This window comes from Pseudoalteromonas sp. SWYJZ98 (assembly GCF_015864495.1).
Taxonomy (GTDB): Bacteria; Pseudomonadota; Gammaproteobacteria; order Enterobacterales; family Alteromonadaceae; genus Pseudoalteromonas; species Pseudoalteromonas distincta.
In genome coordinates, this window is sequence record NZ_JADYXA010000003.1 from 30,948 (window position 1) to 57,158 (window position 26,211).

At 37.9% G+C, this 26,211-nt stretch carries 24 protein-coding genes; 9 read left to right on the top strand and 15 right to left on the bottom strand.

Going from position 1 to position 26,211, the window contains the following annotated elements:
- Positions 1-18: 18 nt before the first annotated feature.
- The 9 genes from I6F10_RS03090 to dnaK all read right to left on the bottom strand — a co-directional run bounded on the left by I6F10_RS03090 (position 19) and on the right by dnaK (position 9,104).
- On the bottom strand, positions 19-1,383 hold the full coding sequence (locus I6F10_RS03090) for a sigma-54-dependent transcriptional regulator (RefSeq protein ID WP_002959078.1): 1,365 nt from the start codon (positions 1,381-1,383) through the stop codon (positions 19-21).
- The gene (locus I6F10_RS03095; protein ID WP_165742519.1) at positions 1,376-3,106 is read right to left on the bottom strand and encodes an ATP-binding protein; all 1,731 of its coding nucleotides are present in this window, start codon (positions 3,104-3,106) and stop codon (positions 1,376-1,378) included. The genes I6F10_RS03090 and I6F10_RS03095 overlap by 8 nt, the downstream gene beginning before the upstream one ends.
- 190 nt (positions 3,107-3,296) lie before the next feature.
- Positions 3,297-3,560 carry a CBU_0592 family membrane protein gene (locus I6F10_RS03100; RefSeq protein WP_024595558.1) on the bottom strand — a complete coding sequence of 88 codons (264 nt, stop codon included), beginning with the start codon at positions 3,558-3,560 and terminating at the stop codon, positions 3,297-3,299.
- Positions 3,561-3,721: 161 nt separating this feature from the next.
- Positions 3,722-3,973, bottom strand: coding sequence for a hypothetical protein (locus I6F10_RS03105; RefSeq protein ID WP_002959073.1), 252 nt, complete (start codon positions 3,971-3,973; stop codon positions 3,722-3,724).
- Positions 3,974-4,277: 304 nt separating this feature from the next.
- Complete coding sequence (locus tag I6F10_RS03110; protein ID WP_165742520.1) at positions 4,278-4,646, bottom strand: response regulator; 369 nt, start codon at positions 4,644-4,646, stop codon at positions 4,278-4,280.
- Between the two features lie 92 nt (positions 4,647-4,738).
- Complete coding sequence (locus I6F10_RS03115) at positions 4,739-5,143, bottom strand: DUF1761 domain-containing protein (protein ID WP_002959069.1); 405 nt, start codon at positions 5,141-5,143, stop codon at positions 4,739-4,741.
- 150 nt (positions 5,144-5,293) lie between these two features.
- The gene (gene ybaK, locus I6F10_RS03120; protein WP_024604031.1) at positions 5,294-5,755 is read right to left on the bottom strand and encodes a Cys-tRNA(Pro) deacylase; all 462 of its coding nucleotides are present in this window, start codon (positions 5,753-5,755) and stop codon (positions 5,294-5,296) included.
- A gap of 97 nt (positions 5,756-5,852) precedes the next feature.
- Complete coding sequence (gene dnaJ / locus I6F10_RS03125) at positions 5,853-6,992, bottom strand: molecular chaperone DnaJ (RefSeq protein WP_002959065.1); 1,140 nt, start codon at positions 6,990-6,992, stop codon at positions 5,853-5,855.
- Between the two features lie 201 nt (positions 6,993-7,193).
- On the bottom strand, positions 7,194-9,104 hold the full coding sequence (gene dnaK, locus I6F10_RS03130) for a molecular chaperone DnaK (protein ID WP_165742521.1): 1,911 nt from the start codon (positions 9,102-9,104) through the stop codon (positions 7,194-7,196).
- Positions 9,105-9,345: 241 nt separating this feature from the next.
- Between dnaK and I6F10_RS03135 the strand changes: the two genes are divergently transcribed.
- Complete coding sequence (locus tag I6F10_RS03135; RefSeq protein WP_165742522.1) at positions 9,346-10,161, top strand: thioesterase family protein; 816 nt, start codon at positions 9,346-9,348, stop codon at positions 10,159-10,161.
- Here the strand turns inward: I6F10_RS03135 and I6F10_RS03140 are convergent.
- Positions 10,150-10,869 carry a substrate-binding periplasmic protein gene (locus tag I6F10_RS03140; RefSeq protein ID WP_231619868.1) on the bottom strand — a complete coding sequence of 240 codons (720 nt, stop codon included), beginning with the start codon at positions 10,867-10,869 and terminating at the stop codon, positions 10,150-10,152. The genes I6F10_RS03135 and I6F10_RS03140 overlap by 12 nt on opposite strands.
- Before the next feature lie 191 nt (positions 10,870-11,060).
- On the opposite strand from I6F10_RS03140, the gene I6F10_RS03145 reads away from it, so the two are divergent.
- From I6F10_RS03145 to I6F10_RS03155, 3 genes are read left to right on the top strand one after another with little or no spacing between them, the layout of a single operon-like run.
- Entirely contained in the window at positions 11,061-12,227 is a 1,167-nt protein-coding gene (locus tag I6F10_RS03145; protein WP_231619869.1) for a paraquat-inducible protein A, read from the top strand.
- Positions 12,224-13,879, top strand: a complete 1,656-nt coding sequence (gene pqiB, locus I6F10_RS03150; RefSeq protein WP_165742525.1) for an intermembrane transport protein PqiB — start codon at positions 12,224-12,226, stop codon at positions 13,877-13,879. Before I6F10_RS03145 ends, pqiB begins: the two co-directional genes overlap by 4 nt.
- Positions 13,879-14,487 (top strand): PqiC family protein, encoded by a 609-nt coding sequence (locus tag I6F10_RS03155; protein WP_165742526.1) that lies wholly within the window; start codon positions 13,879-13,881, stop codon positions 14,485-14,487. The genes pqiB and I6F10_RS03155 overlap by 1 nt, the downstream gene beginning before the upstream one ends.
- Here I6F10_RS03155 and I6F10_RS03160 read toward each other — a convergent pair.
- Positions 14,484-14,990: a GNAT family N-acetyltransferase gene (locus I6F10_RS03160; RefSeq protein ID WP_165742527.1), complete on the bottom strand. Its 507-nt coding sequence runs from the start codon at positions 14,988-14,990 to the stop codon at positions 14,484-14,486. The genes I6F10_RS03155 and I6F10_RS03160 overlap by 4 nt on opposite strands.
- 323 nt (positions 14,991-15,313) lie before the next feature.
- On the opposite strand from I6F10_RS03160, the gene I6F10_RS03165 reads away from it, so the two are divergent.
- Positions 15,314-16,696, top strand: coding sequence for a Na+/H+ antiporter NhaC family protein (locus tag I6F10_RS03165; RefSeq protein ID WP_165742528.1), 1,383 nt, complete (start codon positions 15,314-15,316; stop codon positions 16,694-16,696).
- A 70-nt stretch (positions 16,697-16,766) separates the two neighbouring features.
- Here the strand turns inward: I6F10_RS03165 and I6F10_RS03170 are convergent, their stop codons facing one another.
- A complete protein-coding gene (locus tag I6F10_RS03170) occupies positions 16,767-19,649 on the bottom strand; it encodes an insulinase family protein (protein WP_165742529.1) in 2,883 nt (960 codons plus the stop codon).
- Positions 19,650-19,888: 239 nt separating this feature from the next.
- On the opposite strand from I6F10_RS03170, the gene I6F10_RS03175 reads away from it, so the two are divergent.
- A complete protein-coding gene (locus I6F10_RS03175; RefSeq protein ID WP_002959052.1) occupies positions 19,889-20,305 on the top strand; it encodes an MAPEG family protein in 417 nt (138 codons plus the stop codon).
- 67 nt (positions 20,306-20,372) lie between these two features.
- Here I6F10_RS03175 and I6F10_RS03180 read toward each other — a convergent pair whose 3' ends face one another.
- Entirely contained in the window at positions 20,373-21,113 is a 741-nt protein-coding gene (locus tag I6F10_RS03180; RefSeq protein ID WP_197098431.1) for a peptidylprolyl isomerase, read from the bottom strand.
- A 250-nt stretch (positions 21,114-21,363) separates the two neighbouring features.
- Here I6F10_RS03180 and I6F10_RS03185 point away from each other — a divergent pair, with 250 nt between their 5' ends.
- Positions 21,364-21,549, top strand: coding sequence for a hypothetical protein (locus tag I6F10_RS03185; protein WP_024594581.1), 186 nt, complete (start codon positions 21,364-21,366; stop codon positions 21,547-21,549).
- Positions 21,550-21,636: 87 nt separating this feature from the next.
- Positions 21,637-23,268, top strand: coding sequence for a bifunctional UDP-sugar hydrolase/5'-nucleotidase UshA (ushA, locus tag I6F10_RS03190; RefSeq protein WP_024594580.1), 1,632 nt, complete (start codon positions 21,637-21,639; stop codon positions 23,266-23,268).
- A 29-nt stretch (positions 23,269-23,297) separates the two neighbouring features.
- Here the strand turns inward: ushA and I6F10_RS03195 are convergent, their stop codons facing one another.
- Positions 23,298-24,242 carry a hypothetical protein gene (locus I6F10_RS03195; RefSeq protein WP_165742532.1) on the bottom strand — a complete coding sequence of 315 codons (945 nt, stop codon included), beginning with the start codon at positions 24,240-24,242 and terminating at the stop codon, positions 23,298-23,300.
- Positions 24,235-25,101 (bottom strand): hypothetical protein, encoded by an 867-nt coding sequence (locus I6F10_RS03200; RefSeq protein WP_182671136.1) that lies wholly within the window; start codon positions 25,099-25,101, stop codon positions 24,235-24,237. The genes I6F10_RS03195 and I6F10_RS03200 overlap by 8 nt, the downstream gene beginning before the upstream one ends.
- A 251-nt stretch (positions 25,102-25,352) precedes the next feature.
- Between I6F10_RS03200 and I6F10_RS03205 the strand changes: the two genes are divergently transcribed.
- Positions 25,353-26,207: a S1/P1 nuclease gene (locus I6F10_RS03205; protein ID WP_165742533.1), complete on the top strand. Its 855-nt coding sequence runs from the start codon at positions 25,353-25,355 to the stop codon at positions 26,205-26,207.
- Positions 26,208-26,211: the final 4 nt, after the last annotated feature.

Below are 26,211 nucleotides of genomic sequence, written 5' to 3' on the forward strand. Positions count from 1 at the left end.
TCACATAAACCACACAATTTAGTCAATAAACATATCGCGGTTTAAATTGTATTTACTCATTTTATCGTAAAGGGTTTTACGAGCGATTTGCAGTGTATCCATCGTATTTTTAATACTGCCATGGTTACGCTCTAGGGCTTCTTCTATTAACGACTGCTCATAAAAAGCAACTTTTTCAGATAAGCTTAAATCGGGAGAAAGCTCACCTTTAGCCTGCGTTTTGCTAACACTAAAAGCAAGTTCTACTCCTAATAAAACCGCGCGCTCAGCTTGGTTTCTAAGCTCCCTTACATTACCAGGCCAGTCGTACGCTAAGAGTCGCTGTTGTATTTCGCTATTAAGAGGTGCTGGCGGCTTGTGATAGCGTGTTGCTGCAATAGAGCTAAAATGCTTAAACAGTAATACTATATCTGCTTTGCGAGCTCTAAGAGGCGGTATATCTACTTTTACCAAGCTTAGTCGATAATATAAATCTGCTCTAAATTCACCTTTTTCAACTAATAAAAGCAAATCTACTTTAGTGGCTGCAACAATTCTTATATCTAATTCAATTGCTTTATTATCACCTACTGGAGTTACTTTTCGCTCCTCTAATACGCGTAATAATTTAACCTGCAACGACATTGGGGTACTTTCTATTTCATCTAAAAAAACGGTACCGCCTTGTGCAAATTCAAACTTTCCCTTACGCGTGTGAGTTGCTCCTGTATAGGCGCCACTTGCAGCACCAAATAACTCACTTTCTATCAACTGCTCAGGTACCGCGCCGCAATTTATAGCCACAAAGTTACTTGCTGAGCGAATACTTTGATCATGTAAGTAACGCGCTACTAGCTCTTTACCGGTGCCAGTTTCACCTTCAATCATTACATCAGCGGGAGTATCAATAACCGTATTGAGTAAATGCATCATATCTTGCATTTTAGGAGTATCACCTAGTATTCGTACACCCGGCGCTGAGGTTTTTTGTACAGCAAGTTTTAGTGCACGATTTTGAATCACTAAGCTACGCTTGTCGCATGCTCTTGCTATGCAATCAAGTAATGTTTCGTTGACTGGTTTTTCAAATAAGTCATACGCGCCTAATTGCATAGCTTTAACAGCAATGGTTACATCGGCGTACCCAGTTAAAAATATAACCGGCAGTTCGCTATCAAATGCCGTAACTTGCTCAAGCAAAGTAAGCCCATCCATTGCAGGCATATTTATATCACTCAGTACAACACCCATAAAACGTCGATTAAGCTTTGTTAGTGCGGTACTTGCATCATTAAAACACTCAACTGTATAGCCTTCGAGGGTAAGTAATTGCTTTAATGAATCTCTGATCATCGCTTCATCATCAACTACAATGATGTGCTTACACGGTGAGTTTTCAATCATCTGTTTTATCCTGCGTGCTTGATAGACTGATTATAAACTCAGCCCCACCTTGCAGTCGATTGTGCGCACTTAAAGAGCCATTAAACGAATCAATGATTTGTTTTGAAATAGATAATCCAAGGCCTAAACCGTTACTCTCTTTAGTACTATAAAAAGGTTCGAAAATATTACCAAAAGCGTGTTGCTCTATCCCAGGCCCAGTATCTAAAATTGAGAGTTTAACTCGGTTATCAAAACACTCAACATTAAAACTTAATTTACGTATTATTGCGCCATTCATAGCTTGGCTCGCGTTGGTTATTAAGTTAACCAACACTTGCTCAAATTTAAGTGAATCAACCCACACTATTAACCCACTATCTAAATTAGGCTGCTCTACGTGTACGTTATCTTGCTTTAGTTGTGAGCTGGCAATCATCAAGGCGTTATTTAATAAACCAGCTAACGGATAAGGCCTTAATTGAGTTTGTGATGGTTTGCTAAAATGTTTTAGCTGCCCCACTATTTTGTGTACGCGACCTACAAGCCCCTCAATCACCGTTATGCTTTCGCCAAGTGCGGTGTAATTTTGCTTAGCGAGTAAACGTTTGGCGCTTGCTAGGTAAGTATTCATAGCGCTAAGGGGCTGGTTTATTTCGTGATTAATACCTGCGCTTAACTGCCCAATTGTTGCAAGTTTTGCTGATTGAACTAATGCAACTTGCGTTTTCTCAAGCTCTTGTGTGCGCTCAATCACTTTTTGCTCAAGACTATGCCTAGAGTAAACGAGCTTTTTATAACCCGCAAAACGAGCAAGTAAACTATAACCAACAATAATAACTAAAGCATAAATGCTAAATGCCCAAAACAAGCGTATTAATTGAGCTGAATTTACTTTTGTTATATCAACAAGTACGTTCATATGTGCACTAAAATAACGCAGTGGTTTTGTCGCACTCACATAAAGGTTTTTATTAATTTTAAAATGCGAAATACCCTGGCTCTTATATTGAAATTGCTTAATATATACAGGTTGATGATCTAAATAAGCACGGCGTAATTTTATATTACGTCGCTTTGTTATATCAAACTCGCTGAAGCTATTTAAACGCCATGTTTGCATATCAGACATCGCAATTATATTATCACTAAGCTCTAAATAAAAATGGCTACCTTTAGATGTATTTAAAAGCTCTCTGTCGTTTTCAAATTTGCTTACATTCACTTTTAATACAACAACACCAACCGCTTTGTTGTCGTGATAAACAGCCTGCGAAAAATAAATGCCACGCTCTTTTGAACGCATACCTAGTGCAAAGTAGGCCACTTTTTCACCTGCAAATGCACGTTTAAAGTAAGGTCTAAAGGCAAAGTTACTGCCTAAAAATGTGTAATCGGCTTGCCAGTTACTACTTGCCGTTACTGCGCCTTGGGCATTAAGTACAAATATATCTGATGCACCACTGGCTTGTTGTATATCAGCTAAGTAATTATTTATAGCGTTGTAATGGGCTTGGTCGCCGTTTGCAAATTCAATCATTAACTGATTATAAGTAAGTAGCTGGGGAATAGCCGAAAAACGAGCGAGTTCAGTATCAATGTAATTATTTAATTGAGTAACCTGACGCTGCGCTTGAGCTGTTGCTTTTTCAATATCGTGAGCGCGGCCTACCCAAAATGTAACAACCAAAATTAATACTAATAATATACATACTGTAATTATTTTTTTAGAAAACGTAAACATGGCCTACCCGAGAAATAGCCTAAAAATTTAAGGTCGCTAGTGTAACGACTTATATGAGGCAGGGATATAAACTTTTTGTTAACAAATGAATTTAATTATACTTATTAATTAAATCTAGTCCTAAAAACAAAAAACACCACAAACAGGTGTGCTTGCAGTGTTTAAGGTTTAGAACAAAATTAATACGTTATTAATTTGTAGCTAAAGCTGATCTGTTTTTTAGGTATTTGTATAAACCAATTAATGAAGCAGCTATCCAAAATATTTCTATCACAAAGCTAGCTAAATTAAAGTTATAGCAAAGGCTAATTAACAACAAAATCGCCCCTGTTAAATTCATCATATTATACGTTAGGCTAGATGGGGACGTTTTTCCTAGCTGCAGTAAGAAAAATGAACCAACTACTAAAAAAGTACCTGTCATACCTATGATGTCAAATAAGAGTGCTATCACGAAACTATCCTTTATCCATTTTTAAATAACCCAATAAACTGGCCCGATCCATGGGGAGGGTATTTTTTCATTCATTGAAACAGCAAACCGAGCGATTCTATCAATATGGTAAATTCTAACAAGGCCATATGTCCGTATGAAGAAATTTTACTGTATCTGAATTATTTAAAAGTTACTTTGCCACCAATTATTTTATAGGCAGGCGCACCACGAATAATCGCTTCTCGGGCAAAAGGCCGACTGCAATTAGGGCAAATACAGGGCTCGTGTGTAAAGTCTTGACTAATACGCTCTTTAAAACACTTAACTAATGCTCCTTTGCCTCCTTTTCGATATTTAAATAGGGAAGCTTTACAAGCAGAGCAAAAAATATCGACCGTTTTAGTAGGGCCTTTTTTATTGGGTTTTGCCATTAAGTCCTGCTGTACTATATAAAAAATTATTCTTTATGATACCAGTTTATAGCAATTCGTTTAATTAAGTGATCTATTTGAGGGTAGAAAAACGTGTTGATAGCTAGGCGAAAATTCGCTATTTAATTGTCCTAAATGAGAATTTTTTAACACAGGGAGAGATACATTAAGCCTCGCAAAATGATTAAGTATTATTGCTCATTGGTATTAGGTGGGTAAAGGTGACCACTGGGTTTTAGAATTTTTACGCGGTATAGTTATTAAAGTGAGCTCATAATAATTTAATGATGATGAAAAATATAACCTAATCTTTGAAAAAGAAGCGGTTTAATTGAGATGATAATACATTCATATTAAAAGGTTTGATTATAAACCCTGATACTTTAGCTGCAATAACTTGCTTAACTTTATCTCTACTATCCTCACAGGTAACCATCAACACAGGAATATCGGCAAGGGCTCTGTCTTTTCGAATGTTTGTGAGTAAATCAACACCATCCATTTTTGGCATATGAAGATCTGTAATAACCAAATCGAAATGTTGGTCACGCAATAAAGCCAAAGCTTGTAATCCATCAGTAGCTTCAACGATATTGCAATACTCCAATTTTCTTAGCATATTAATTAAAACATGACGCATGAGCGGCATATCATCAACTACTAATATTTTCATTAATACCGCTACCAAATCATGTAAATACGATTATATAAACCTACTCTACTCTCAGGTAAGAATCAAACCGGGCATTAACGGCTACTCAACCCTTACGGCCAAATACCTAAAATAAGCCCCATTAACGAAAACTGTAAAATACAGTAACTCCCGTTAATTAAAAATAGCTTTAAAGGGCGTTGCTCAAATATATAACTTAACCCTAGTGAACTACTGATCCAAAAAAAGCCGATCACAAAGCCTGTTCCTATACACTCAACTAAGCTTGCGTCTTTACCTAAAAATAGAGACAACATTAAAGCCGCTATAAATACTAAAAAGAAGCTGCCGCCAAATATCAACTTGGGATTGGCTGATTGTAAATCAAGGTCAGTTAAGCCAATACTTTCTAGCCAAGCGTTTTTAAAGAGTGCTTTTGAGTACCATATGCCGCCAAGCATAAAAGAAGACAATGCAGCCACCAGTATTGCAAAATAATCTACATCTAAAAGGTTCATACAAACAGCCGTATACAAAATGTGTAATACCGTTTGGTATTAAATATTAACGGTATAAAGATACTCTCAATGTAGTTACAAATAAGGTATTGAGCAAATTGCTTAACTTGAGTTAATTGCCTTTATGAAGAGTAATTTTAAAAATAAAGGCTATAAATCGCCAAATTTAGCGTCAGTTAACGCCGCTAAATTAGTTGGGGAGAGTGCGATTTCTAAACCTCGCTTTCCGGCGCTCACATAAATAGTATCAAAAAGTGAAGCACTACTATGAATAAACGTAGCTAAGCGTTTTTTTTGTCCAAGTGGACTTACTCCCCCTAAAATATAACCAGTGCTAGCTTGAACTTTTTGCGGGGCAGCCATGGCTACTTTTTTGGCACCACATAATTTTGCTAACTGTTTTAAGTTAACTTGTTGCGACACAGGAGTAACAGCAACAATTAGCTGCCTTTCGTGTGTTTCAAGAACGAGGGTTTTATATACTTGGGCGCTATCTAAATTTAACTTTTCAACAGCTTCAAGCCCATATTGACTATTACCTGCATCGTGTTCGTAACTGAGTACTTCAAAGGGGATTTTTTGTTTTTTAAGTAATTCGATTGCTGGGGTCATACTATTTAATCGTGTTTTTTTTAACAGTAACAAAAATAAAATTTAAAGCAAAAAAAACGACGCTAAAAAGCGCCGTTTCATTATTAATAATTTAAATTTACTTGGTTAAATCATCAAAAAACTTTTTAACACCGTCAAAAAAGCCTTGCTCTTTAGGACGATTTTTCGAGCTATCTGTACCCATACTTTCATCTAACTCTTGCAGTAGTTCACGTTGACGCTCGTTAAGATTAACTGGCGTTTCGATTACTACCTTACAAATTAGATCGCCTTGGGCACCACTTCGAACAGACTTAACGCCTTTGCCACGCATACGGAACATTTTGCCCGTTTGCGTTTCAGAAGGTATTTTAAGTTTTGCACGACCATCAAGTGTAGGCACCTGAATTTCGCCACCAAGACCTGCTGTTGTAAAGCTAATTGGTACTTCACAGTATAAATTATTTGCTTCACGCACAAATATTTCATGTTCGCGAACAGATACTTGCACGTACAAGTCGCCAGATGGCGCGCCGTGCATTCCGGCTTCACCTTCACCAGTTAAGCGGATACGGTCTCCTGTATCAACGCCAGCTGGAATTTTAACTGAAAGCGTTTTAGTTTTTTCTACGCGGCCCTGACCATGACATTTGTTACAAGGGTCTGAAATAATCTGACCTTGTCCCTGACACGTTGGACACGTTTGCTGAACAGCAAAGAAACCTTGGCGCATTTGTACTTGGCCAGCACCATGACACGTAGTACATGTTTTAGGCTTAGAACCTGCTTTAGCACCACTGCCATCACACGGCTCACAACCCACCCATGTTGGTACTTTAATTTCAACTTCTTTACCACGAACCGCTTCTTCTAAGCTCAAGTCCATGTTGTAACGTAAGTCAGAACCACGTTGTTGACGAGATTGACGTCGACCACCGCCGCCACCAAAAATATCGCCAAATACGTCACCAAATACATCACCAAAATCGCCATGACCGCCACCAAAGCCGCCATGACCACCGCCACCGCCTTGCTCAAATGCCGCGTGACCATGTTGGTCATACATTTGGCGTTTTTGAGGATCGGTTAAAATCTCGTAAGCTTCTTTAACTTCTTTAAATTTAGTTTCAAGCTCTTTATCGCCTGCGGTACGATCTGGATGATATTTCATCGCTAAGCGTTTATACGCTTTTTTTATGTCTCGCTCACTCGCATCTTTGCTTACGCCGAGGGCTTCGTAATAATCGCGTTTTGACATATCTATCACACTACTCTTTTCTGTTTGCAGCGTGAGCTGCTGGATAAACCGATAAATCGCATCGATTTATCATTGAATTTTTAAACCTTAAATACATGCAAAAGGCGCGACAAGCTATTGCTCGCGCGCCTCAATTGTTCATCCTAACCTAAACACTCGATTGAGTTAAGTGTTTTGGCTAGCGAGAAGCGTTAGCAACAATTACTTGTCGTCTTTCACTTCTTCGAACTCTGCATCAACAACGTCGTCGTCTTGCTTAGCTGATTGCTCGCCTGCATCTGCTGAACCTTGCTGTGCTTTCGCTTGTGCAATTTCCATTAGTTTTTGAGACTTTTCAGCAAGAGCTTGAGTTTTAGCTTCAATCTCTTCTTTGTTGTCGCTCTTAATAGCAGCTTCTAAATCTACAACAGCCGCTTCAATCGCTTCTTTGTCTTCACTTGGTAATGCATCGCCAGCTTCTTCAATTTGCTTACGAGTACCGTGTACTAGAGCATCAGCTTGGTTACGAGCAGCTACAAGTTCTTCAAACTTTTTATCGTCTTCAGCATGTGCTTCTGCATCACGAACCATTTTTTCAACTTCTTCATCGCTTAAGCCTGAAGATGCTTGAATTGTGATTTTTTGCTCTTTACCTGTATCTTTATCTTTCGCAGATACATGTAAGATACCATCGGCATCAACATCGAATGTTACTTCGATTTGCGGTGTACCACGTTGTGCTGGGCGAATACCTTCTAGGTTAAATTGACCTAAAGATTTATTGTCGCTTGAACGTTTACGCTCACCTTGTAACACGTGAATTGTTACAGCAGATTGGTTATCTTCAGCTGTTGAGAATGTTTGCGATTTCTTAGTAGGAATCGTCGTGTTTTTCTCAATTAATGCAGTCATTACTGAGCCCATTGTCTCAATACCTAGAGATAATGGAGAAACGTCTAGTAATAGTACATCTTTAACGTCACCAGCAAGTACACCACCTTGAATCGCTGCGCCTACTGCAACTGCTTCATCAGGGTTTACGTCTTTACGTGGTTCTTTACCGAAGAAATCAGCAACTGTTTTTTGTACTAAAGGCATACGTGTTTGGCCACCAACAAGAATAATATCGTTGATGTCGCTTACTGATAAATCAGCATCAGCAAGTGCACGTTTAAGTGGCTCTAGAGATTTAGTTACTAAATCTTCAACTAGTGATTCAAGCTTAGCACGTGTTAGTTTCACGTTCATGTGCTTAGGACCAGATGCATCAGCAGTTACATACGGAAGATTTACTTCAGTTGATTGTGCAGATGACAGTTCAATTTTTGCTTTTTCAGCAGCTTCTTTAACACGTTGCATTGCAAGAGGATCCGTTTTTAAGTCTAAACCTTGATCTTTCTTGAATTCAGCTACTAGGTAGTTGATTACACGGTTATCGAAATCTTCACCACCTAAGTGAGTATCACCGTTTGTAGCAAGTACTTCAAAAGTGTGCTCGCCTTCAACTTCATCAATTTCAATGATTGATAAATCGAAAGTACCGCCACCTAAGTCATATACTGCAACAATGTTTTCGCCACGGTTTTTATCCATACCGTAAGCAAGTGCCGCAGCAGTTGGCTCATTGATAATACGTTTAACTTCAAGACCCGCAATACGACCAGCATCTTTCGTTGCTTGACGTTGTGAATCGTTAAAGTATGCAGGTACTGTGATTACAGCTTCAGTTACTTCTTCACCTAAGAAGTCCTCTGCCGTTTTCTTCATTTTTTTCAGTACTTCAGCAGAAATTTGTGGTGCAGCGCGTTTTTCGCCACCCGCTTCTACCCATGCATCGCCGTTATCAGCTTTGATGATTTTAAACGGCATAATGCCGATATCGCGTTGTACTTCTTCGTCTTCAAAACGACGACCAATTAAACGCTTGATTGCAAATAATGTGTTTGTCGGGTTAGTAACCGCTTGACGCTTAGCAGATTGACCTACTAATGTTTCGCCGTCTTGCGTGTAAGCAATAATAGACGGGGTTGTGCGATCGCCTTCCGCGTTTTCAATAACACGTGCTTTGCCACCATCAAGTACTGCAACACAAGAGTTTGTAGTACCTAAATCGATTCCAATAATTTTACCCATGAAACTTCTCCAACTTCAATATTCGTTAATACGTTCGATGACATAGTAAATAGGGATGCGCCAAACTTATTTCAACTGTAAAAATGAAAAAAAATTCATTTTTTGTGATTTATTTACAAAATAACCCTAATAATTGTAAGGAATGGTGATTTTTGCACCGCCAGAGACGTTTTTAATTACTGGTCTGACTAGTTTGGTTGTGTTATAAATTTATTAAATCGCACTATAAAAGGACATCTTCATGCATTTTGAACAATTACTTCTACAAGCTGCAAAAATTGGAAGTTCAGACAATACCGAACAATTAACTAGCACAATGCAATTTCCAGAAAACTGGTGCCAAGGCAGAACTGCCTTTGGTGGGCTCTCAGCCGCACTGTTGTATCAAGCTATCAGAGGAAAAGTATCTAATGATCGTCGCCTACTCTCACTCAGTACAAATTTTGTAGGGCCATTACTAGCTGATACTCCTTTTTCGTTATCGGTAGAAATATTACGACAAGGTAAAAGCAGCACACAAGTACTTGCCAAAGCCATTCAAAATGAACAAGTGTGTGTAATTGTACAAGCGTGTTTTGCTAAAAGTAGAGAGTCGGGTGTAAATGTGCCAGTTTCAAAGTCTTTAGGATTAAAACCGGTAGACGAGCGCCATACTCTACCTTTTATTAAAGGCCAGATGCCTGAATTTTTTCAACATGTTGATTTATGTCCTCAACAAGGTGCCATGCCATTTAGCAGCGCAGAAACTTCTCACTTAGGGGGGTGGATGCGCTTTAAGCACACCCCAGAGCAAATAACAGAAGCGCATGTAATTGCATTAACAGATGCATGGCCACCTACGTTATTACAAATGTTTAAACAACCCGCTCCAGCTAGTAGCATGTCATGGTATTTAGAGTTTGTACAAGAGCCAAACTTAACACCTGGAGAATGGCTTGGCTTTGAAGCAATCACTCATCATTCAAAAGATGGCTATGGTTTAGAAGATGGCTGTATATGGTCACAATCCGGTGAGCTAATAGCGCTTACACGTCAAACAGTGGCGTTATTTGATTGATGAATGGGTTTGGCCTTCATCAACAATTCTTTTATAAGTACCGTTTTGCTTGATGAGCGCCAAACCAATATCAAACTCAGTAGCTAAAGAGAAGTTATTAAAATAAGCAGGTCGCTCTGCTTTTGGAAATAAAGTGTAAATTTGCACAGCTTCGGGTGATTTATGTTGATTGTAGTAATAGTAAAAAATACGCTTATCTAACACAATTATATCCACCCAACCTTTTAACAGCTTATCTACTTGCGCTTTTTGATTAATAACCTCTTGATATGAGCTAAAGTGTTTAACATTACTTTTAAATATAGAAGGCAGATATGCAGTTGCATTTTGAAAAGCAAGAACGTTTTTATTAAACATGCCTTCTATTTCATCAATATTATATTTATTTCGCTTGAGTGTAATGGCTACATTTTCATAACTAAGTACCGGTTTACTTGGGTAAATACCAGGACTACTTCTTCCTGCATAATTTAAAAGTATATCCACTCCTTTATTATGCAATTGATGCTCAGCGCGTTTATTCGACATATATTGCACATTAATATTGGCAAATCCATTAGCCTTTAACGCGGCTTTGATTAAACCTAGGTGTATACCCGAGTCTGTTTTTGCAAAAACATAGGGCGGGATTGATGCGCTCGCGGCGATAATTACTTCTCGCTCTTTATTAATAGCCACAGCATTTTGCGAGAAAATAAAGAGCCACATTAATATGCAGTACAAATAATATTTCAAACGCTTCCTTTATATAACGAGCAGCTTGATGGCAGAACGCGTTGTATTAATGTATTAAATATAGCAAAATTGAAGAAATATTCTTCTTGCTTGGTATTAAATTGCAAACTGTCTGCCCCTGTTGTGATCTGATCATAGATATACCTCGCATAATCGCAAAACAAATGGCGATATGCCCACATTGTCACCATAAACTTTGCGAAGCCGATGTTAATCACGACAGTCGCATAGTTGCACTAAGCTTTAGCGCACTTTTAATGCTGCTCAGCAGTATGTTTTACCCTTTTATTTCATTTAGTAGTAGCGGTATAACTCAAACTATTACACTGCCCGACGCGGCTCGAATTTTGTTTAATTATGATAGTGAGCTGCTTGGCTTATTTATTGATTTGAGCATTATTGCCCTGCCCATGGGTTTGCTTGTTATTTTAATTCCTTTGCATCTTGGGCTTTTAAAAGCATTACCAGAGAGCATTGCAAGGCGACTACTAAAGTTCACTTTGGCGTTAGAGCCTTGGATTATGTCGGAAATATTTTTAATTGGCGTACTTGTTAGTATGGTTAAAATCATGTCGCTGGCTGATATTAGCTTCGGCACGAGTTTTTGGGCTTATGTGGGGTTTGTTATTTTATACATAGCTGCACTTGTTCACTTAAATCGCCCACGCTTATGGGCTCAAATAAAGCCTGTAAAAGTACTTGAAGGCGCAGAGCATGCTAAACGTGCAATAGATGAAAATATTAAAGCCTGCCATGTGTGCCATCAACTATGTACCGGTAATATTTGCCAGCGTTGCCATACAAAAACACACGTCAGAAACCCTTATAGCGTACAAAAAGCAGCAGCTTGGCTAATTACTTCTGTTGTTTGTTATATTCCAGCTAATGTTTTACCTATTATGCATACCACTAGCCTTGGGGATGAATCACCTTCTACTTTAATTGGTGGCGTAATTACACTTTGGAAAAGTGGCTCCTACCCCATTGCTGCCATTATATTTTTAGCCAGTGTGGTTGTGCCGCTTGCAAAAGCATTTGTACTCAGCTTTTTATGCATAATGGTAACAAGGCCTGCAAACAGACACACAAAAAGTTATACACGAATTTATCAACTGACAGAGTTTATTGGTAAATGGTCGATGATAGATGTATTCGTGGTTGCTATTTTAGTTGCCTTGGTTCAATTGGGTAATTTAATGTCAGTAACGCCAGGATTAGGCATTGTATTTTTTACAGTTATGGTAATATGCCAAATGATGGCTGCCCATGCCTTTGACCCACGCTTATTGTGGGATTCACCCAAAAATAAAAAATCAGAGAACAAAGCATGACCGAAACTGCCGAAATAACAAAAGAACCGAAAATTTCCGCTATCTGGATTATTCCGGCAATTGCGCTGTTAGTAGGCATGTGGATGCTATACCAATACCAAGCTAATAAAGGCCCTACGATTTTTATCGAAATGCCACAAGCCGAAGGCATTATTGCAGGTAAAACTGAAATAAAAGTACGCAGTGTAAAAATAGGTCAAATTGATCATGTTAGGCTATCCGACACGCAAGACAGCGTAATTGCTCGCGCGCAAATAGATAAAAATTACAACGAGCTACTGACTGACGATGCCAAAATTTGGGTCGTGAAACCACGCATTGATGAAACAGGTATTAGCGGGATGAGTACGTTATTGTCTGGTGTATATTTAGAGTTTTCACCCGGTGAAAGTAAAGAACTAAAAGAGCGTTTTAAGTTACAAGATGAACCCGCCCTCATTGGTAAAGATGTGAAAGGTGGTCGTTTTAAATTAATGAGTTACAACGCTGAAGTACTTGATGTAAGCACCGGTATATTTTTCAAAAATTATAAAATAGGGCAAATAGAAACCGCCACTTTTGATTGGGAAAACCAAGCAATGAAGTACGGCGTATTTATTAAAGCCCCTTATCAAAATCTGATCACCATGAACTCTATTTTTTGGGTGAACGCAGGAATTGAAATTGACCTATCTGCCGATGGTATCAATATTAATACGGGCTCTTTAAGCAAACTTTTAAAAGGCGGTATTTCGGTTGGTTTACCTGAGCAACAGGCCCCGGGTGAAATAGCACAAGATGGGCATAGCTTTTCATTAAGCCAAAGCTATAAAGAAGCATTAGAAGAGCGCTTTTACGATTTTGATTACTACCTAATTGAATTTGAACAATCAGTTCGAGGACTACGCACTGGTGCACCTGTCGAATACAGAGGTATGCGTGTAGGTACTGTTGTTGAAGCCCCTGCTAATGTAATTGTTAACGGTAAGCCCGCTCACTTTAGAAACCACAATACGGCCGTTCCGGTACTTATAAAAGTAGAATACGGACGCTTGTATCACGACAGTGCTTCAGCAAAAGAGTATTGGCAAGGTAGTTTAAAAGGCTGGATTGAAAGTGGTATGCGCGCCTCGTTAAAGCCTGGTAATTTATTAACAGGTGCTGTGTATGTAGATTTTGATATATACCCAGATGCACCGCAAGCACACCTAGGTAAACTTGTTCAGTATGATGTTTTTCCAAGTGTTTCTAGTGGGATAACTGTATTAGCAGATCAAGTTTCTGACGTACTTAATAAGGTAAACAACTTAAAAGTTGAAGACAGCTTGGCACAAATGCAAGCTACATTTACCGATTACCGAGCGCTTGCTAATGAAATGCGAGAGCTGCTAAGCCAAAAAGATACACAAAACTTACCAGGCGACTTTAACCGTAATTTCGAAAAGATGACAAAAAGCATGGAGCAATTTGAAGTCACTATGCGCCAATTTGATAAAACCATGGCCAGTTACCAAGCCGGTTCTGAACTTCATCATCAAATACAGCAAACATTAAAAGAGTTTAAACGTTTAAGTGAAGGTCTACAGCCTCTAACTCGCGGATTAAACGAGCAACCTAATATGCTAATTTTTGATAAATCATTACCAGCAGATCCAAAACCAAGGAAGCAATAATGAAATCGTTATTTTTAACTGTAAGTTTATTATTACTATTGGCAGGTTGTAGTTCATCAATACAAACTGCGACACAGTATTACCAGTTTGAGCAGCCTATAGGTGCATCGTCTCGAAACGTTGCAGATACAGATGCGCAACTAAGAATACAAACTGTTGTACTTAGAGGCGCTTTAAATAATTTGGGCATTGCGATGAAAATAGATAGCAACCAAATTCATGCTGCAAATTATAACCTGTGGGGCGAATCGCCGGATGTAATGCTTACTGCAACAGCCCAGCAAACACTTTTTAATGCTATGCCCAACTGGATGGTAATAAAAGGCTTACCGGTCATTACTGAACTTGATCAACAAACGTTTTATGAGCTTGAATACGAAATTCACCACTTTAATGGCGATATGCAAGGTAACGCTGATATTTCTGGGCTTTGGCGTTTATATTACACACACCCTGAAACAGGCCGACGCCTTATAAGTATTCATAACTTTTCGCAATTGGTCCCTATTGATGATGATGGCTATGACGGTTTAGTTTCAACACTTGAAGCAACATGGCTAAATATAAACCTAAATGTTGCAAAACAAATAGAACAAGCAAGACTTTAATCGTTAAGTGACAATATAATCACGGCGGTTTTATCATCATTGATAACCGCCTTGCCCTCTATTTTAAAACCCAATTTTAACAACACATTCTGCGATGCCCTATTATCTGGTGATGTTATTGCACACAGTTTTGTAATTCCAAATTCATGCTTATGTTGCAAAAGTGCGCTGGCCGCTTCAAAAACATAACCCTTTTTTTCAAAACCGCTTACAAGTGCAAAACCTAAATCAGGTTGCAGTAACGCGGCGCGTTTATAAAACCCAACAACGCCAACCACTACAGCATTATGCAAAGTAATAATGTAAGGCCCAAAGCCTTGGCGTACATGAGAAGCAATAAATGACTGATTGATGTACGACTTGGCATCATCAAGGGTATAGATTGCTTTATCACCAATATGCTCTATGAAACTCGCCTGATTAACTAGCTTAAGTAACATAGCTGCATCAAGCTCATTTGCATGGCGCAACAACAGTCGATTTGTTTTAAATACAGCGTTCAATGTAAGCTCCTTTAAAAAACTTTGTTTTGCATGTAACTTTTTGTTGACTGAAATTAAAAAGCAGATTATTTTTGCGCCGATGTTTTTACAGGCACAACAATAGCGGTTTGCACTCCTTGCACCGTCTGGCGCCAAAGCCAACGCGTTTCACTTAAGCTGCTATTTAACATAACTGTTTATGTGTCCCTCCCTCGCGTACAAAAGCAGTGACTTGGAAGATGATTTAACAACAAACTTATCATCTTCTTTGTTTTTGTATAAGCAGTTTAAAAATTAATACTATTTTAATTTTTATACATGCTTTTAATTTTGTGAATACTTAAATGCTTGAACCTTCTGCGTTAAGTTTACTGCCACCGTTGGTGGTAGTTGTATTGGCTGTTGTATTACGCCGCCCCATTTTATCTTTACTTATTGGTGCTTTAGTTGGTTTAGTTATCGCCGATCCTGCACAAGTACTTACTAACTTTGCGAGTACATCGCTAAAAGTGATGACAGACGAAACCATCGGCTGGCTAATACTTGTATGTGGTGGCTTTGGTGCTTTAATCGCGCTATTAGTTCGCACAGGTGGCGCATCGGCTTTTGGCAAGTTAGCCCTTAAATACACTAAAGGTAAACGCTCATCTTTGTTTATGACCTTTTGTTTGGGTGTAGTTATTTTTATTGATGACTACTTAAATGCGCTTACCGTGGGTGAAACCATGAAACGCATTACCGATAAATTTAAAGTGAGCCGTGAGATGCTTGCCTATGTTGTAGACTCTACTGCTGCACCAATTTGTGTACTTGTCCCTTTATCTACCTGGGCGGTTTTTTTTGGTGGCTTACTTGTAGATAACGGTATTGCTGAAGAAGGCAAAGGGATTGCGGTTTATATCCAAGCCATACCGTATATGTTTTATGCGTGGTTTGCAGTGCTTGTTGTTTTACTTGTTGTGCTGGGTATTATTCCTGCGATTGGTCCAATGAAAAAAGCAGAGCAAATGGCGCAAATTGAGCAAGCTCAAGTCGAACCAGCCCAATACAATGATGTTCAAACAGCGGATGAATATGCAGTAAAAGCCGTAGAAGAGAACTTTGAAGATGCTGATCCTAAAGGTAAATTACGTAACTTTTTGGTGCCGATTATTTTACTGGTTGCATTTACTGTTTACTTTGAAATAGACGTATACAAAGGCTTATTAGCAACAATGGCGGTCACTCTCCCGTTTTATGCTCTACAAAAATTAATGAGCGTAAGTGAAATGATTGAACGCATGCTTGATGGCTTTAAAAGTATGATCCCCGCGATTGGTACTGTTATAGCTGCGTTTATATTTAAAGATGTATGCGACTTAATTGGTTTGCCTCAGTTTGTTATTGGCAGCTTAAGCCCTTATATGACCGCTGCATACTTACCAGCCGTGGTATTTATTTCAATGGCTATTTTAGCGTTTGCAACGGGGTCTAGCTGGGGTATTTTTGCTGTATCAATTCCCATTGTTATGCCACTGGCTAATGCGGTTGATGCAAACATACCACTGGTAATTGGGGCGCTATTATCGGCTTCCTCTTTTGGTAGCCAAGCGTGTTTTTACTCAGATTCAACCGTACTCGCAGCGCAAGGTTCTGGTTGTAATTTAATGAGCCATGCCGTTACACAATTGCCTTACACGCTAATTGCTGCGGCATTAGCTGTTATAGGCTTTTTAATAATGGCTTAAATTAGCTGAATAAATAAAAACCCCAATGTATTACTACATTGGGGTTTATTTTTAGCTACATAAATAAAGCTTATTTTTGTAATTTAATACCATTGTAATAGGCATCAAGCGTTGTGATTTTAGTTTGATTTGGTAAATCGGCAAAGTCACTTTCTAAAAACTTAGTCCCGCGTAATTGCACATTTAAACGTGCAGCATTAGGGTTAAGCATTGTTTGCTTGTAGTAGTCTTTTATATCTGCAAGCGTTACTTTTTCAACTTCATCAATCAGCTTTTGCTTAGAATCAAAGGTAAAGTTTTCACGGTACCAATCGTTTATAAGTGGGCTCATTTCATCACTTAAGTTTTTAGGCTGCTCTTTAAGTGATACAAGGGTAGAGTTTTTCAGCTGCTCAAAAGTCTCTTCGCTCATGTTATCAAGTTCAACTGCGTATTCTTTTTTAAACTTATCAAAACGAGCTTGTATTTCTTTTGGTCCTTTAACTGGTGTTTGAATATACAAACCAATTGCTGAGTAATCTTCAATTGGGCGAGCTAACGCACCTACTGCGTATGCAAGTTGCTCCTCAGTACGCATTTTATCAAACGCAACTGTTCTAAAGTGGCTTTGTAGTACAGCTGCTTCTGCTTTTTGTTTGTAACCCGCAACAGGGTGAACGGTCATATCAACCACCGCTACATCGGCTACATCAATATCTTTTTGCAGTACCAGCGTTTCGCCAGGTTGTGGCAACCATGCTTTGCTTCGCGCAAATTCACTGTGTTTATGATTACTTGGTAATGTTGCACTTAACTCTTGTGCAATCGCGTCTATATCTTGCTGATTGTAGTTACCGTAACTAAATACTCGTAAATCGTTTTGTGCAAACGTAGCTGTTTTTAATTGTGCTAAGTCGGCAACACTCAGTGAGTCAGCGGCTTTAATAAGCGCATCTGTATCAAAGCCACCTGTACGCGTTAGTTTTGAATACTCGCCAAATGCTTGTGCATACGGAAACTGCTTTTGTTGATTTAATAAATTACGTTTAAAACGATCTACCGCTTGGCTAAATGCTTGTGCTGTTTCATCGGCTTTTAATCCGGTTAAAGCTTGTTTAAGCAATACATCTTGCTTATCTGTAAAACCACTCATAGATAAAACAAGACCATTACTCGGTGCTAAGCTGACGCTCATACCGGCGATTGCTGCTTCAGTACTTAACTGACTTTGTTGAAGATTGTATAAATCAGCCCAAACAGAATAAAGGACTTCTGCTTTAATATCGTTCAAACCGGGTTGAGTATTTATATAAACTTCAACAAGCCCTTTTGGCTGCTCTGCAAATTTTTGACTTGCTTGGCGCCATACTTTTACACCATTTTTATCGTAAGCAAGTTCTGGGTGTTTTTGCTCTTTAAATGCTTGCGTTTTTATTGCAAAATTTTCAGGCAATAAATTGTTTACTGTTGGTAGTGCTAACTTAAATTCGCTTGGTTTTTTCCAGCTGGCAATTTCATCATCGCTAATATCACTGATGCGGTATTTGCCGTCGTAAAAGTGTAGTTGTGAGTCTGTCTCTTCTTGCTGCGATACATACCAAATACGAAGGGTATCGGCATTTAACTGCTCAAGTACATTACTTATAGCGTCAGCGTCAAACTTTGCATAATAATAAGGTGCATTAATAGCGTGATTTAACGGATAGTCTTGCATGCTTTGCGTAAGCGAGCTTACATAATTAAATTCATCACCTTTTTCTAAAAACTTAAACTGGTTATTAAGGGAAGTACGAATCTCGTTGAAGTACTTGCTATCAACGCCTTCTTTTTTAATTAAATCGATGTACTGCATAATAGTCGCAACTATTTCGTCACGATTTTTCATGCCTTCATCGGTAAGCTCTACATTTACATTTAACGAACCGTAGTTGCCATATTGATTTGGTGCAGCTGAAGCTGAAAGCTGAGACACCCACCCTTTATCACGAAGAAGTTGCGCTGGGCTGCCCGGCATTTCATTACTTAGTAAATACGCTACAAATCGGTTTGGTTTAAGCGCAAATTCGCTATTATTATTAGCAATGGTGAAATCAAGTTGCAGCTGTTTTACATCTTCATTTGGTGCATAAAACACGCGTTTTCCGCCAGCGTTATCAAAATCAAGTTTTGCAGTCACTGTTGGTTTTTCGATATTTTTATTTTTTATGTCAGCAAAGTATTTTTGCGCTTTTTGCTCCATTTCAGCAATAGGTAGATTATCAATAAGCGCAACTTTCATAATATTTGAAGAGTAATATTTATTATAAAAATCAACTGTTTCTTTATGAAGTGAACTGTTTTCTTTATCGCCAAGGGTTTCTAGGTTACCAATTAAAAAGCGATTAGCCGGGTGATCGCCCATCATTTTACGCGCGAGTTTAAATTGTCCAAAAAAGTCCATTTCGCGGCGCATTGACCACTCTGCATTCACTGCATTTTTTTCTTTATCTGTGTATTCTGGGTATAACTTAGGCGCTTTGAAAAAGTCAGCAAAACGGTCTAGCCCTTCATCAAACGCGTCGTTATTAATTTTAAACATGTAATTAGTAATATCGAGCCACGTGTAAGCATTGTGCGCGCCACCATTTTTGGTCATAAAATCAGAATACCCTTTTGTGTCTGGGTAGCGATCTGTGCCTAAAAACAGCATGTGCTCTAAATAATGCGCCATACCTTGTTGCGACATTGGGTCGTGCAGTAAACCAACACCAACGCTTAGTGCCGCTGCTGATTTTTCAGCACCTGGATCTGACACTAAAATTACTTCAATGTCGTTTGCCAGCTTAAGTGTTTTATATTCGCGGTTATCGTTAGGACTTACAACTAACGTATCTGATAGTAAAGAGGCCTGAGGCGCCACTGAAACCGAAGCCGTATTTGAACAACCACTTAAAACTGCAAGTGCGATAGCACTAAAACCAATAATCTTTTTCATTTTTGTTTTCCATTAAAAAGTATTGCGCAAAATAGCGTGCGCCAATTCAAAGCAATATAGTTAAGCTAAACTAACATTTTCAATTAATAACTTTCTACAAAATAACGCTATTTTGTGTAACACATTGTGAAAAATGTCTTCATAATCGGATATTAGTTGGGAGTATGCCAACCTTACAAGATTAAAAATCATTCAATATCAAAAAATACGCAAATTCTAAATAATAATAAGGAAAAACAATGGAAAAAATCATCATACTTGCCATGTTTGCACAAGTTACGCTTTCACTGGTTGTCATGCTCATTATGGGTAAAAGGCGCTTTGCCGCAGCTAAAAACAAACAACTAGATTTAAGTGATTTTAAAACAATGCAATTAGATAAGGCTGGCGACACTATTAGGGTGGCAGATAGAAACTTTTCAAATCAGTTTGAAATACCTGTGCTTTTTTACGCGGGGTGTTTACTTGCACTGCAACTAAATAGCGCCAGTACACTTGTGGCAATACTGGCCTGTTTATTTGTAGCAACACGTATTGTGCACAGTGTTATTCATTTAGGTGAAAATAACGTACGCGCACGTTTTAAAGTGTTTTTACTGGGTTGTATTTGTGTGTTTTCAATTTGGCTAGCAATGGTTTGGCGAGTACTATTTTAAACAGCAAAGTTTAATAATAGTAATGTGGACGGCTGGTTTAGGCCATCCACATTACCGTTAATTTTAATTATTTAGCACGTTTTAAACGAGGTACCGCAAGTAAAAAAGCACCTAAAAGCCAAATTAACCCGCCGCCAGAACTGCTACTAGAACCTGTTGATGTGTCAGAATCAATTAACGTATTTTCAGTGACAGTAAGGCCTGCTGCTGAATTAGGATCATCATCCATTACCGCCACATTTTGAATAGTCACTAAGTTAGCACTACTAATTGTTACATCAGTACTTGCACATTGCTCAGCAGTAATATCAACCACGGGTGTTTCACCACAGTGTACTAACGCTGCAATTTTATCTAACGTTGATTGGCTTGCTGCAGTAATTTGTCCAAACACAGTAAAGCCACCATTTTGCGTATCAAGTGCTGTACTGTTGTCTGTTATATTAAAAAACCACTGACTTGTTGCGCTATTAGCATCACCCGATAATTTAGCCATCGCAATGGTGCCCTTAACATTAGAAAAAACGGGCTCATTTTCTACAGCAGGCTTTGTAGTAATCGCATCTAGCGAATCAGAAAATGTAAATCCACCACCTTGAATAACAAAGTTACTAACAGAGCGGTGAATTACTGTTTCGTTATATGAATCGTCTTGAACGTAACTTAAAAAATTTGCGACTGTTTTGGGAGTTTGCTGATCAAACAGGTTAATCTCTATGACACCTTGGCTCGTGTTCATTTCAACTACAGTAGCGGTGCTTGTAAAACTTGCTGCAGCAAGTGCTGAGCCAAGTAAAAGTTTTTTCATGTTTTATTCCTGTTGTTATATTTTTTAAATAATTAGTTAATGCGTTAACACATCAATGCCATCGGCGACTAAAATCGATTCTAAAGTGTGAGTTGATACAATTAAGACCGTGTTGATAACAAATTAATTACATATGCCATTATTTATATTCTTTTTTGCTATATAAATCTAACTATTTAAAATTAAATCATCTTAAAAGTGTGGTCACTTATTTGTTACCTTAAAAAAACACAAACAACAGGAATTAACAATGCCACACACTAAACAAACAATTTGCGACTTTGGTTTACACAAAGGTGAACCATACACAAAACTACCGGCGAGCTTTTTAACGTGGATGGTAGGTATAAACCATACTAAGCGGGAATATGCGGATGCAGAGTTAAAGCGTCGCGAAAGTGCCGCCACAAATCGATTAACTGTACCTTCTAAATAAAATGTCAATAAGTACGTTTTTTTAGCATAAAACTAGTTTAAACTACCCGCTTGATAAATTAAGTAGACCTTAATCCATAGGTATTTTATGCGTATAATTATTTTATTTTCGATTATTTTTAGTGTACTTGGATGTACATCTCCTGCTCCTGAATCAACCTCTAACAGTACTCCTACTGAATATTTAACTGTTCTTCATACTAATGATAATCACGGCCGTTTTTGGCAAAACGAAAAAGGCGAATACGGTATGGCCGCTCGCAAAACGTTAATTGACTCTTTACGTAATGACGCCCAAAAGCAAGGTCATGCCGTTTTACTTCTCTCTGGTGGTGACATTAATACCGGTATCCCTGAGTCAGATTTACAAAAAGCAGAACCTGACTTTAAAGGTATGTCGCTGATTGGTTATGATGCAATGGCATTAGGTAATCACGAATTCGATAACCCTATTGATGTTTTGAAGCAACAGCAAAAATGGGTGAACTTTCCTTTTCTATCAGCCAATATATTTGAAAAAGAATCAGGCGAACATGCGTTTGATAGCTATAAAATATTCAAAAAAAATGGCTTAACTATTGCTGTTATTGGATTAACAACAACAGACACAGCTAAAATTGGTAATCCTCAGTATATTGGCCACTTAGAGTTTAAAGACCCTGTTGACGTTACCGCAAAACTAGCTAAAGAAATAAAAGCTAAGTACAACCCTGATATTACCATTGCGCTGACTCATATGGGTCATTATGTTGATGCTAGCTTTGGCATTAATGCACCAGGTGATGTAACACTTGCTCGCTCACTTCCTGCAAACACACTTGATATGATCATTGGCGGTCACTCACAAGAACCTGTGTGTATGAGTGATACAAATGTAAATGACGATAACTTTAAACCTGGCCTTGCCTGTAAGCCAGACCAGCAAAACGGTACTTACATTATGCAAGCCCATGAATGGGGTAAGTATGTTGGTAAAGCTGAGTTTAAGCTTGAAAACGGAAAATTAACGTTACTAGACTACAAACTCATGCCTGTTAATTTGTATGTAGATAAAGTTCAAGCTGATGGCTCTACTAAAGCAGTATTAGCAAACGAGTACATTAAACCAGACCCTAAACTTGAATCTTATTTAGCGGTATACCAAGCTAAAGGCGCTAAACAAATTGAAGGTACCATTGGTGAAGTAGATGCTCGCTTAGAAGGTGACAGAAACAAAGTTCGTTACCAACAAACAAACCTTGCACGTGTAATTATTCAAGCTCAAATGGATGTAGTAAATGCAGACTTTGGATTAATAAGTGGCGGTGGTATTCGCAGCTCAATAGAGGCTGGTAAAGTAAGCTATAAAGATATTTTAAAAGTACATCCTTTTAAAAACCGCATTACTTATATGGATTGGCAAGGCAGTGATTTATGGGATTACTTAAATACAGTAACGAGCTTCCCACCGGATGCTGGTGCCTATTTGCAATACCATAAAATATCGTTTGAGCGTAAAAATAATCAGTTGGTTAATGTTTTGATCAATGGCGAACCGCTTAATAAAAATAAAACATACAGAATGAGTCTAAATAGCTATAACGCATCAGGCGGTGATGGTTATCCTGCACTTACAAATAAAAAAGGCTTTGTAAGTACAGACGAAACAGATGCTAAAGCACTTCAAGACTTTATTTCAAAAAATAGCCCTCTCAAAGCGGCTGAATTTACCCCTAAATAACCTCTAAGAATAAGAGGAAAGTAATCTAGTTACTTTCCTCTTATTTCAATATTACCTTTTTTAATATTTACCAGCCCATAACTATGCAAACGAGAACGAGAGCCTTCTCCATAGGCTTTAGGTGGGTAATATAACTCTTTTTCTTCAGGACACTCACTAAGTACTTCATCTAACGCCGCACGTATTTCACTCAAGGTTTTTTCTAGGCTATTATTAAAATTAGGTCTTTTTCTAACCGTATGACCAAGTTCGACCAACCTATAAAAATACTTGTTAGCGAGCTCTAGAAGCTCCTCTGGTACATCTTTGTTATGGCTAAGCGCTACATCATCGTTATTTGTACAATACTCTACAAGTGCTAAATAAAAGCATAATGGCTTATTAGCTAAACCCACTTTTTGCTCTGTATTACAACTACTTGATAATGTCTTATCGTTAAGATCGACTATAAGTATCAGCGGCGTAGGCTCTGCAATTGATTGATGCTGTGCATTATTAGACTGCTTATTGCTTTGTTTGATAAACGCAAACTTCACCCAAAAACTAATCAACACACTTAATACTAAAAATATAAAATAGTAAATAAGATGGCTCACTGTAAAGTCGGTTTGCTGAACGTTAAATACAACTAATACAGGTCCGTTATTAGTGCTCAAACTACGTGTTATTTGGTGTAAGTTTACAGGTGCTAGTATTTCGCCTTTTGGTGCAATAGCAACAACTTTAAGATCATTCGAATTAATGTAGCTGTTTAAGGTTTTAATGTAGCTATTAACCGCATCTTTATTCCCTGAATGCTTTAGCAGCTCATTTGATAAATCAAGTAATGGTAAGTCGAGTGCTATTTGCCTTTCTATCTGCGTTATTTTTTGTTTAGTCACTTGCTGGCTTTTTTGAATTACAGAAATATAAAACACAGAAGATAAAGTTAAAAATAAGCATAGTAAAACAAGTAGTTGTTTATATTTACTCATCACTAACTTCCTCTTTTAAGTTTACTGAGCTAGTACCGCAACTCCAAAACGATTGTGCATTTTGATAATAATGCAAACTTTGATCTTTAGACATATCAAGCAAATTTGCCTGTACTGCACATAATAAATCAGTATTGTTTTGCTGCATTTTTAAATACCATCTTGTTCCAGTAATATTATTACTCAAAGGCGTAATATAGTTTTTTGAAAAACGTTTTTCGTCACTCTCTTTCCAAAACGAAGCAATAATATCTACTTTTCCGTCGGCGAGTAAATCGCGTAATTCGTTATGAGAACTAGCATAAGTGATTTTCAAATTAGCTAAATTTATATCCAGTTCTTTAAACATTTGCTTTGGTAAAATATGCCCTGATCGGCTGGTAGGATAATCAAGCAAACCTATGCGTTTATCTAAAAAATATTGTTTAGTGACTCGAGGTTTTTCTTTAGAAGATATAAAAAAAGCCGTGTAGTCAGAAAAACCAACAACGGGCTGGTAGTTATATGTCGACTCTGCTTTAAAGGCTGCCATAATATTGTTTTTAGCCAAAATTAGGTCAGCAATTCCTTTACCCACAAACTCAAAGCTGTCTGCCGTTCTATACCCCCAATACCCTTTTACAGAGCCATATTGCTTAGCTACTACGTTATCAGAGCATAACTTTTGTGTTAATAATTTGGCTATTTTTTTTGATTGTGTAAAAACAATTAATTGGCCTTTATTACTTGTAGCAGTTGTTTGACACTCTGTTGAGGTTTCGATCATAACCGGAAAATGTAAATCATCATTGTATACACTAACTTGACCGCAAACCCACGTAACGACCAATAATAGAAACAAAAATGTAACAATTAACATTTTGTGCAACACAATATTTTTATAATCCAAAGCAATGCCACCCAAAAATAGACGATATAGTGTATTTGAACAATTTCGCTTACTTATTACAACAAGTAATTTTACCTGTTAAATATAAGAGACTGATTTTAAACGCAATTTAATAAGAAACTATGAATTTTAATAAGTCCTTCCTATCAACATTAAAAATGAGGACAATTGACCGCATTAGCTTATAGCAACCCCATGAAATATTCATTTAGGAAGTTTTAATGCATAACAATATAAAGTACTCGATATCTTCTGCGCTTTTGATTAGTGCGATATTCACAAGCACTAACTCACACGCTTGGGGTCAAAATGGCCACCGTATTGTAGGGCAGATTGCACAATCTCATATAAGCGAAACAACTAAAGCAGCAATTAAACCTTATTTAGATGGTGAGTCACTTGCGCAAATATCAACGTGGCCTGATGAAATGCGCTCTGCTCCTGGCGACTTTTGGCAAAAGCAATCATCTCGTTGGCATTATATTAATGCAGCACCAGGAAAATCTTTCAGCTTCAATCACGATCACACAAAAAACAAAGAATCTGTAAGTAATATCCTAGAAGGCATTCACTATTCAATGCAAACACTCACTGATAAAAATAGCACCTCAGATGCTAAGCAGTTCAGTTTGCGTTTTTTAGTGCATTTAGTAGGCGATAGCCATCAGCCATTTCATGCCGGTCGAGGTGAAGACAGAGGTGGTAACCGTATTAAGGTTTCATTTTTTAACGAAGAAACAAATCTTCACAGCCTTTGGGATACAAAGTTAGTTGAGAACGAGAACTTGTCGTTTACTGAATACGCTCAATTTATTGATACAAATAACAGCGAGTTAATTGCTGAGTATTTACAAAGCTCACCTAAAACTTGGGTTGAAGAATCACACAATTTAGCAACAAAAATTTATAAGTACACCAACGACGAAGTTGGGTACAGCTACATTTATAACAACACTCCAATTGTTAAAACACGCCTACAACAAGCGGGTATTCGACTAGCTGGACTATTGAACGCCTTATTTGACCCTTCTGCAAAAGAGTTAGAAACGGCACTAAAAATGACGACTGACAAATAAACAG

Coding starts and splice junctions, on each gene's coding strand:
- I6F10_RS03090 (WP_002959078.1), bottom strand. CDS start 1,383: ATGATTGAAAACTCACCGTGTAAGCACATCATTGTAGTTGATGATGAA.
- I6F10_RS03095 (WP_165742519.1), bottom strand. CDS start 3,106: ATGTTTACGTTTTCTAAAAAAATAATTACAGTATGTATATTATTAGTA.
- I6F10_RS03105 (WP_002959073.1), bottom strand. CDS start 3,973: ATGGCAAAACCCAATAAAAAAGGCCCTACTAAAACGGTCGATATTTTT.
- I6F10_RS03110 (WP_165742520.1), bottom strand. CDS start 4,646: ATGAAAATATTAGTAGTTGATGATATGCCGCTCATGCGTCATGTTTTA.
- I6F10_RS03115 (WP_002959069.1), bottom strand. CDS start 5,143: ATGAACCTTTTAGATGTAGATTATTTTGCAATACTGGTGGCTGCATTG.
- ybaK (WP_024604031.1), bottom strand. CDS start 5,755: ATGACCCCAGCAATCGAATTACTTAAAAAACAAAAAATCCCCTTTGAA.
- dnaJ (WP_002959065.1), bottom strand. CDS start 6,992: ATGTCAAAACGCGATTATTACGAAGCCCTCGGCGTAAGCAAAGATGCG.
- dnaK (WP_165742521.1), bottom strand. CDS start 9,104: ATGGGTAAAATTATTGGAATCGATTTAGGTACTACAAACTCTTGTGTT.
- I6F10_RS03135 (WP_165742522.1), top strand. CDS start 9,346: ATGCATTTTGAACAATTACTTCTACAAGCTGCAAAAATTGGAAGTTCA.
- I6F10_RS03140 (WP_231619868.1), bottom strand. CDS start 10,869: ATGTGGCTCTTTATTTTCTCGCAAAATGCTGTGGCTATTAATAAAGAG.
- I6F10_RS03145 (WP_231619869.1), top strand. CDS start 11,061: ATGGCGATATGCCCACATTGTCACCATAAACTTTGCGAAGCCGATGTT.
- pqiB (WP_165742525.1), top strand. CDS start 12,224: ATGACCGAAACTGCCGAAATAACAAAAGAACCGAAAATTTCCGCTATC.
- I6F10_RS03155 (WP_165742526.1), top strand. CDS start 13,879: ATGAAATCGTTATTTTTAACTGTAAGTTTATTATTACTATTGGCAGGT.
- I6F10_RS03165 (WP_165742528.1), top strand. CDS start 15,314: ATGCTTGAACCTTCTGCGTTAAGTTTACTGCCACCGTTGGTGGTAGTT.
- I6F10_RS03170 (WP_165742529.1), bottom strand. CDS start 19,649: ATGAAAAAGATTATTGGTTTTAGTGCTATCGCACTTGCAGTTTTAAGT.
- I6F10_RS03175 (WP_002959052.1), top strand. CDS start 19,889: ATGGAAAAAATCATCATACTTGCCATGTTTGCACAAGTTACGCTTTCA.
- I6F10_RS03180 (WP_197098431.1), bottom strand. CDS start 21,113: ATGAAAAAACTTTTACTTGGCTCAGCACTTGCTGCAGCAAGTTTTACA.
- I6F10_RS03185 (WP_024594581.1), top strand. CDS start 21,364: ATGCCACACACTAAACAAACAATTTGCGACTTTGGTTTACACAAAGGT.
- ushA (WP_024594580.1), top strand. CDS start 21,637: ATGCGTATAATTATTTTATTTTCGATTATTTTTAGTGTACTTGGATGT.
- I6F10_RS03195 (WP_165742532.1), bottom strand. CDS start 24,242: ATGAGTAAATATAAACAACTACTTGTTTTACTATGCTTATTTTTAACT.
- I6F10_RS03200 (WP_182671136.1), bottom strand. CDS start 25,101: ATGTTAATTGTTACATTTTTGTTTCTATTATTGGTCGTTACGTGGGTT.
- I6F10_RS03205 (WP_165742533.1), top strand. CDS start 25,353: ATGCATAACAATATAAAGTACTCGATATCTTCTGCGCTTTTGATTAGT.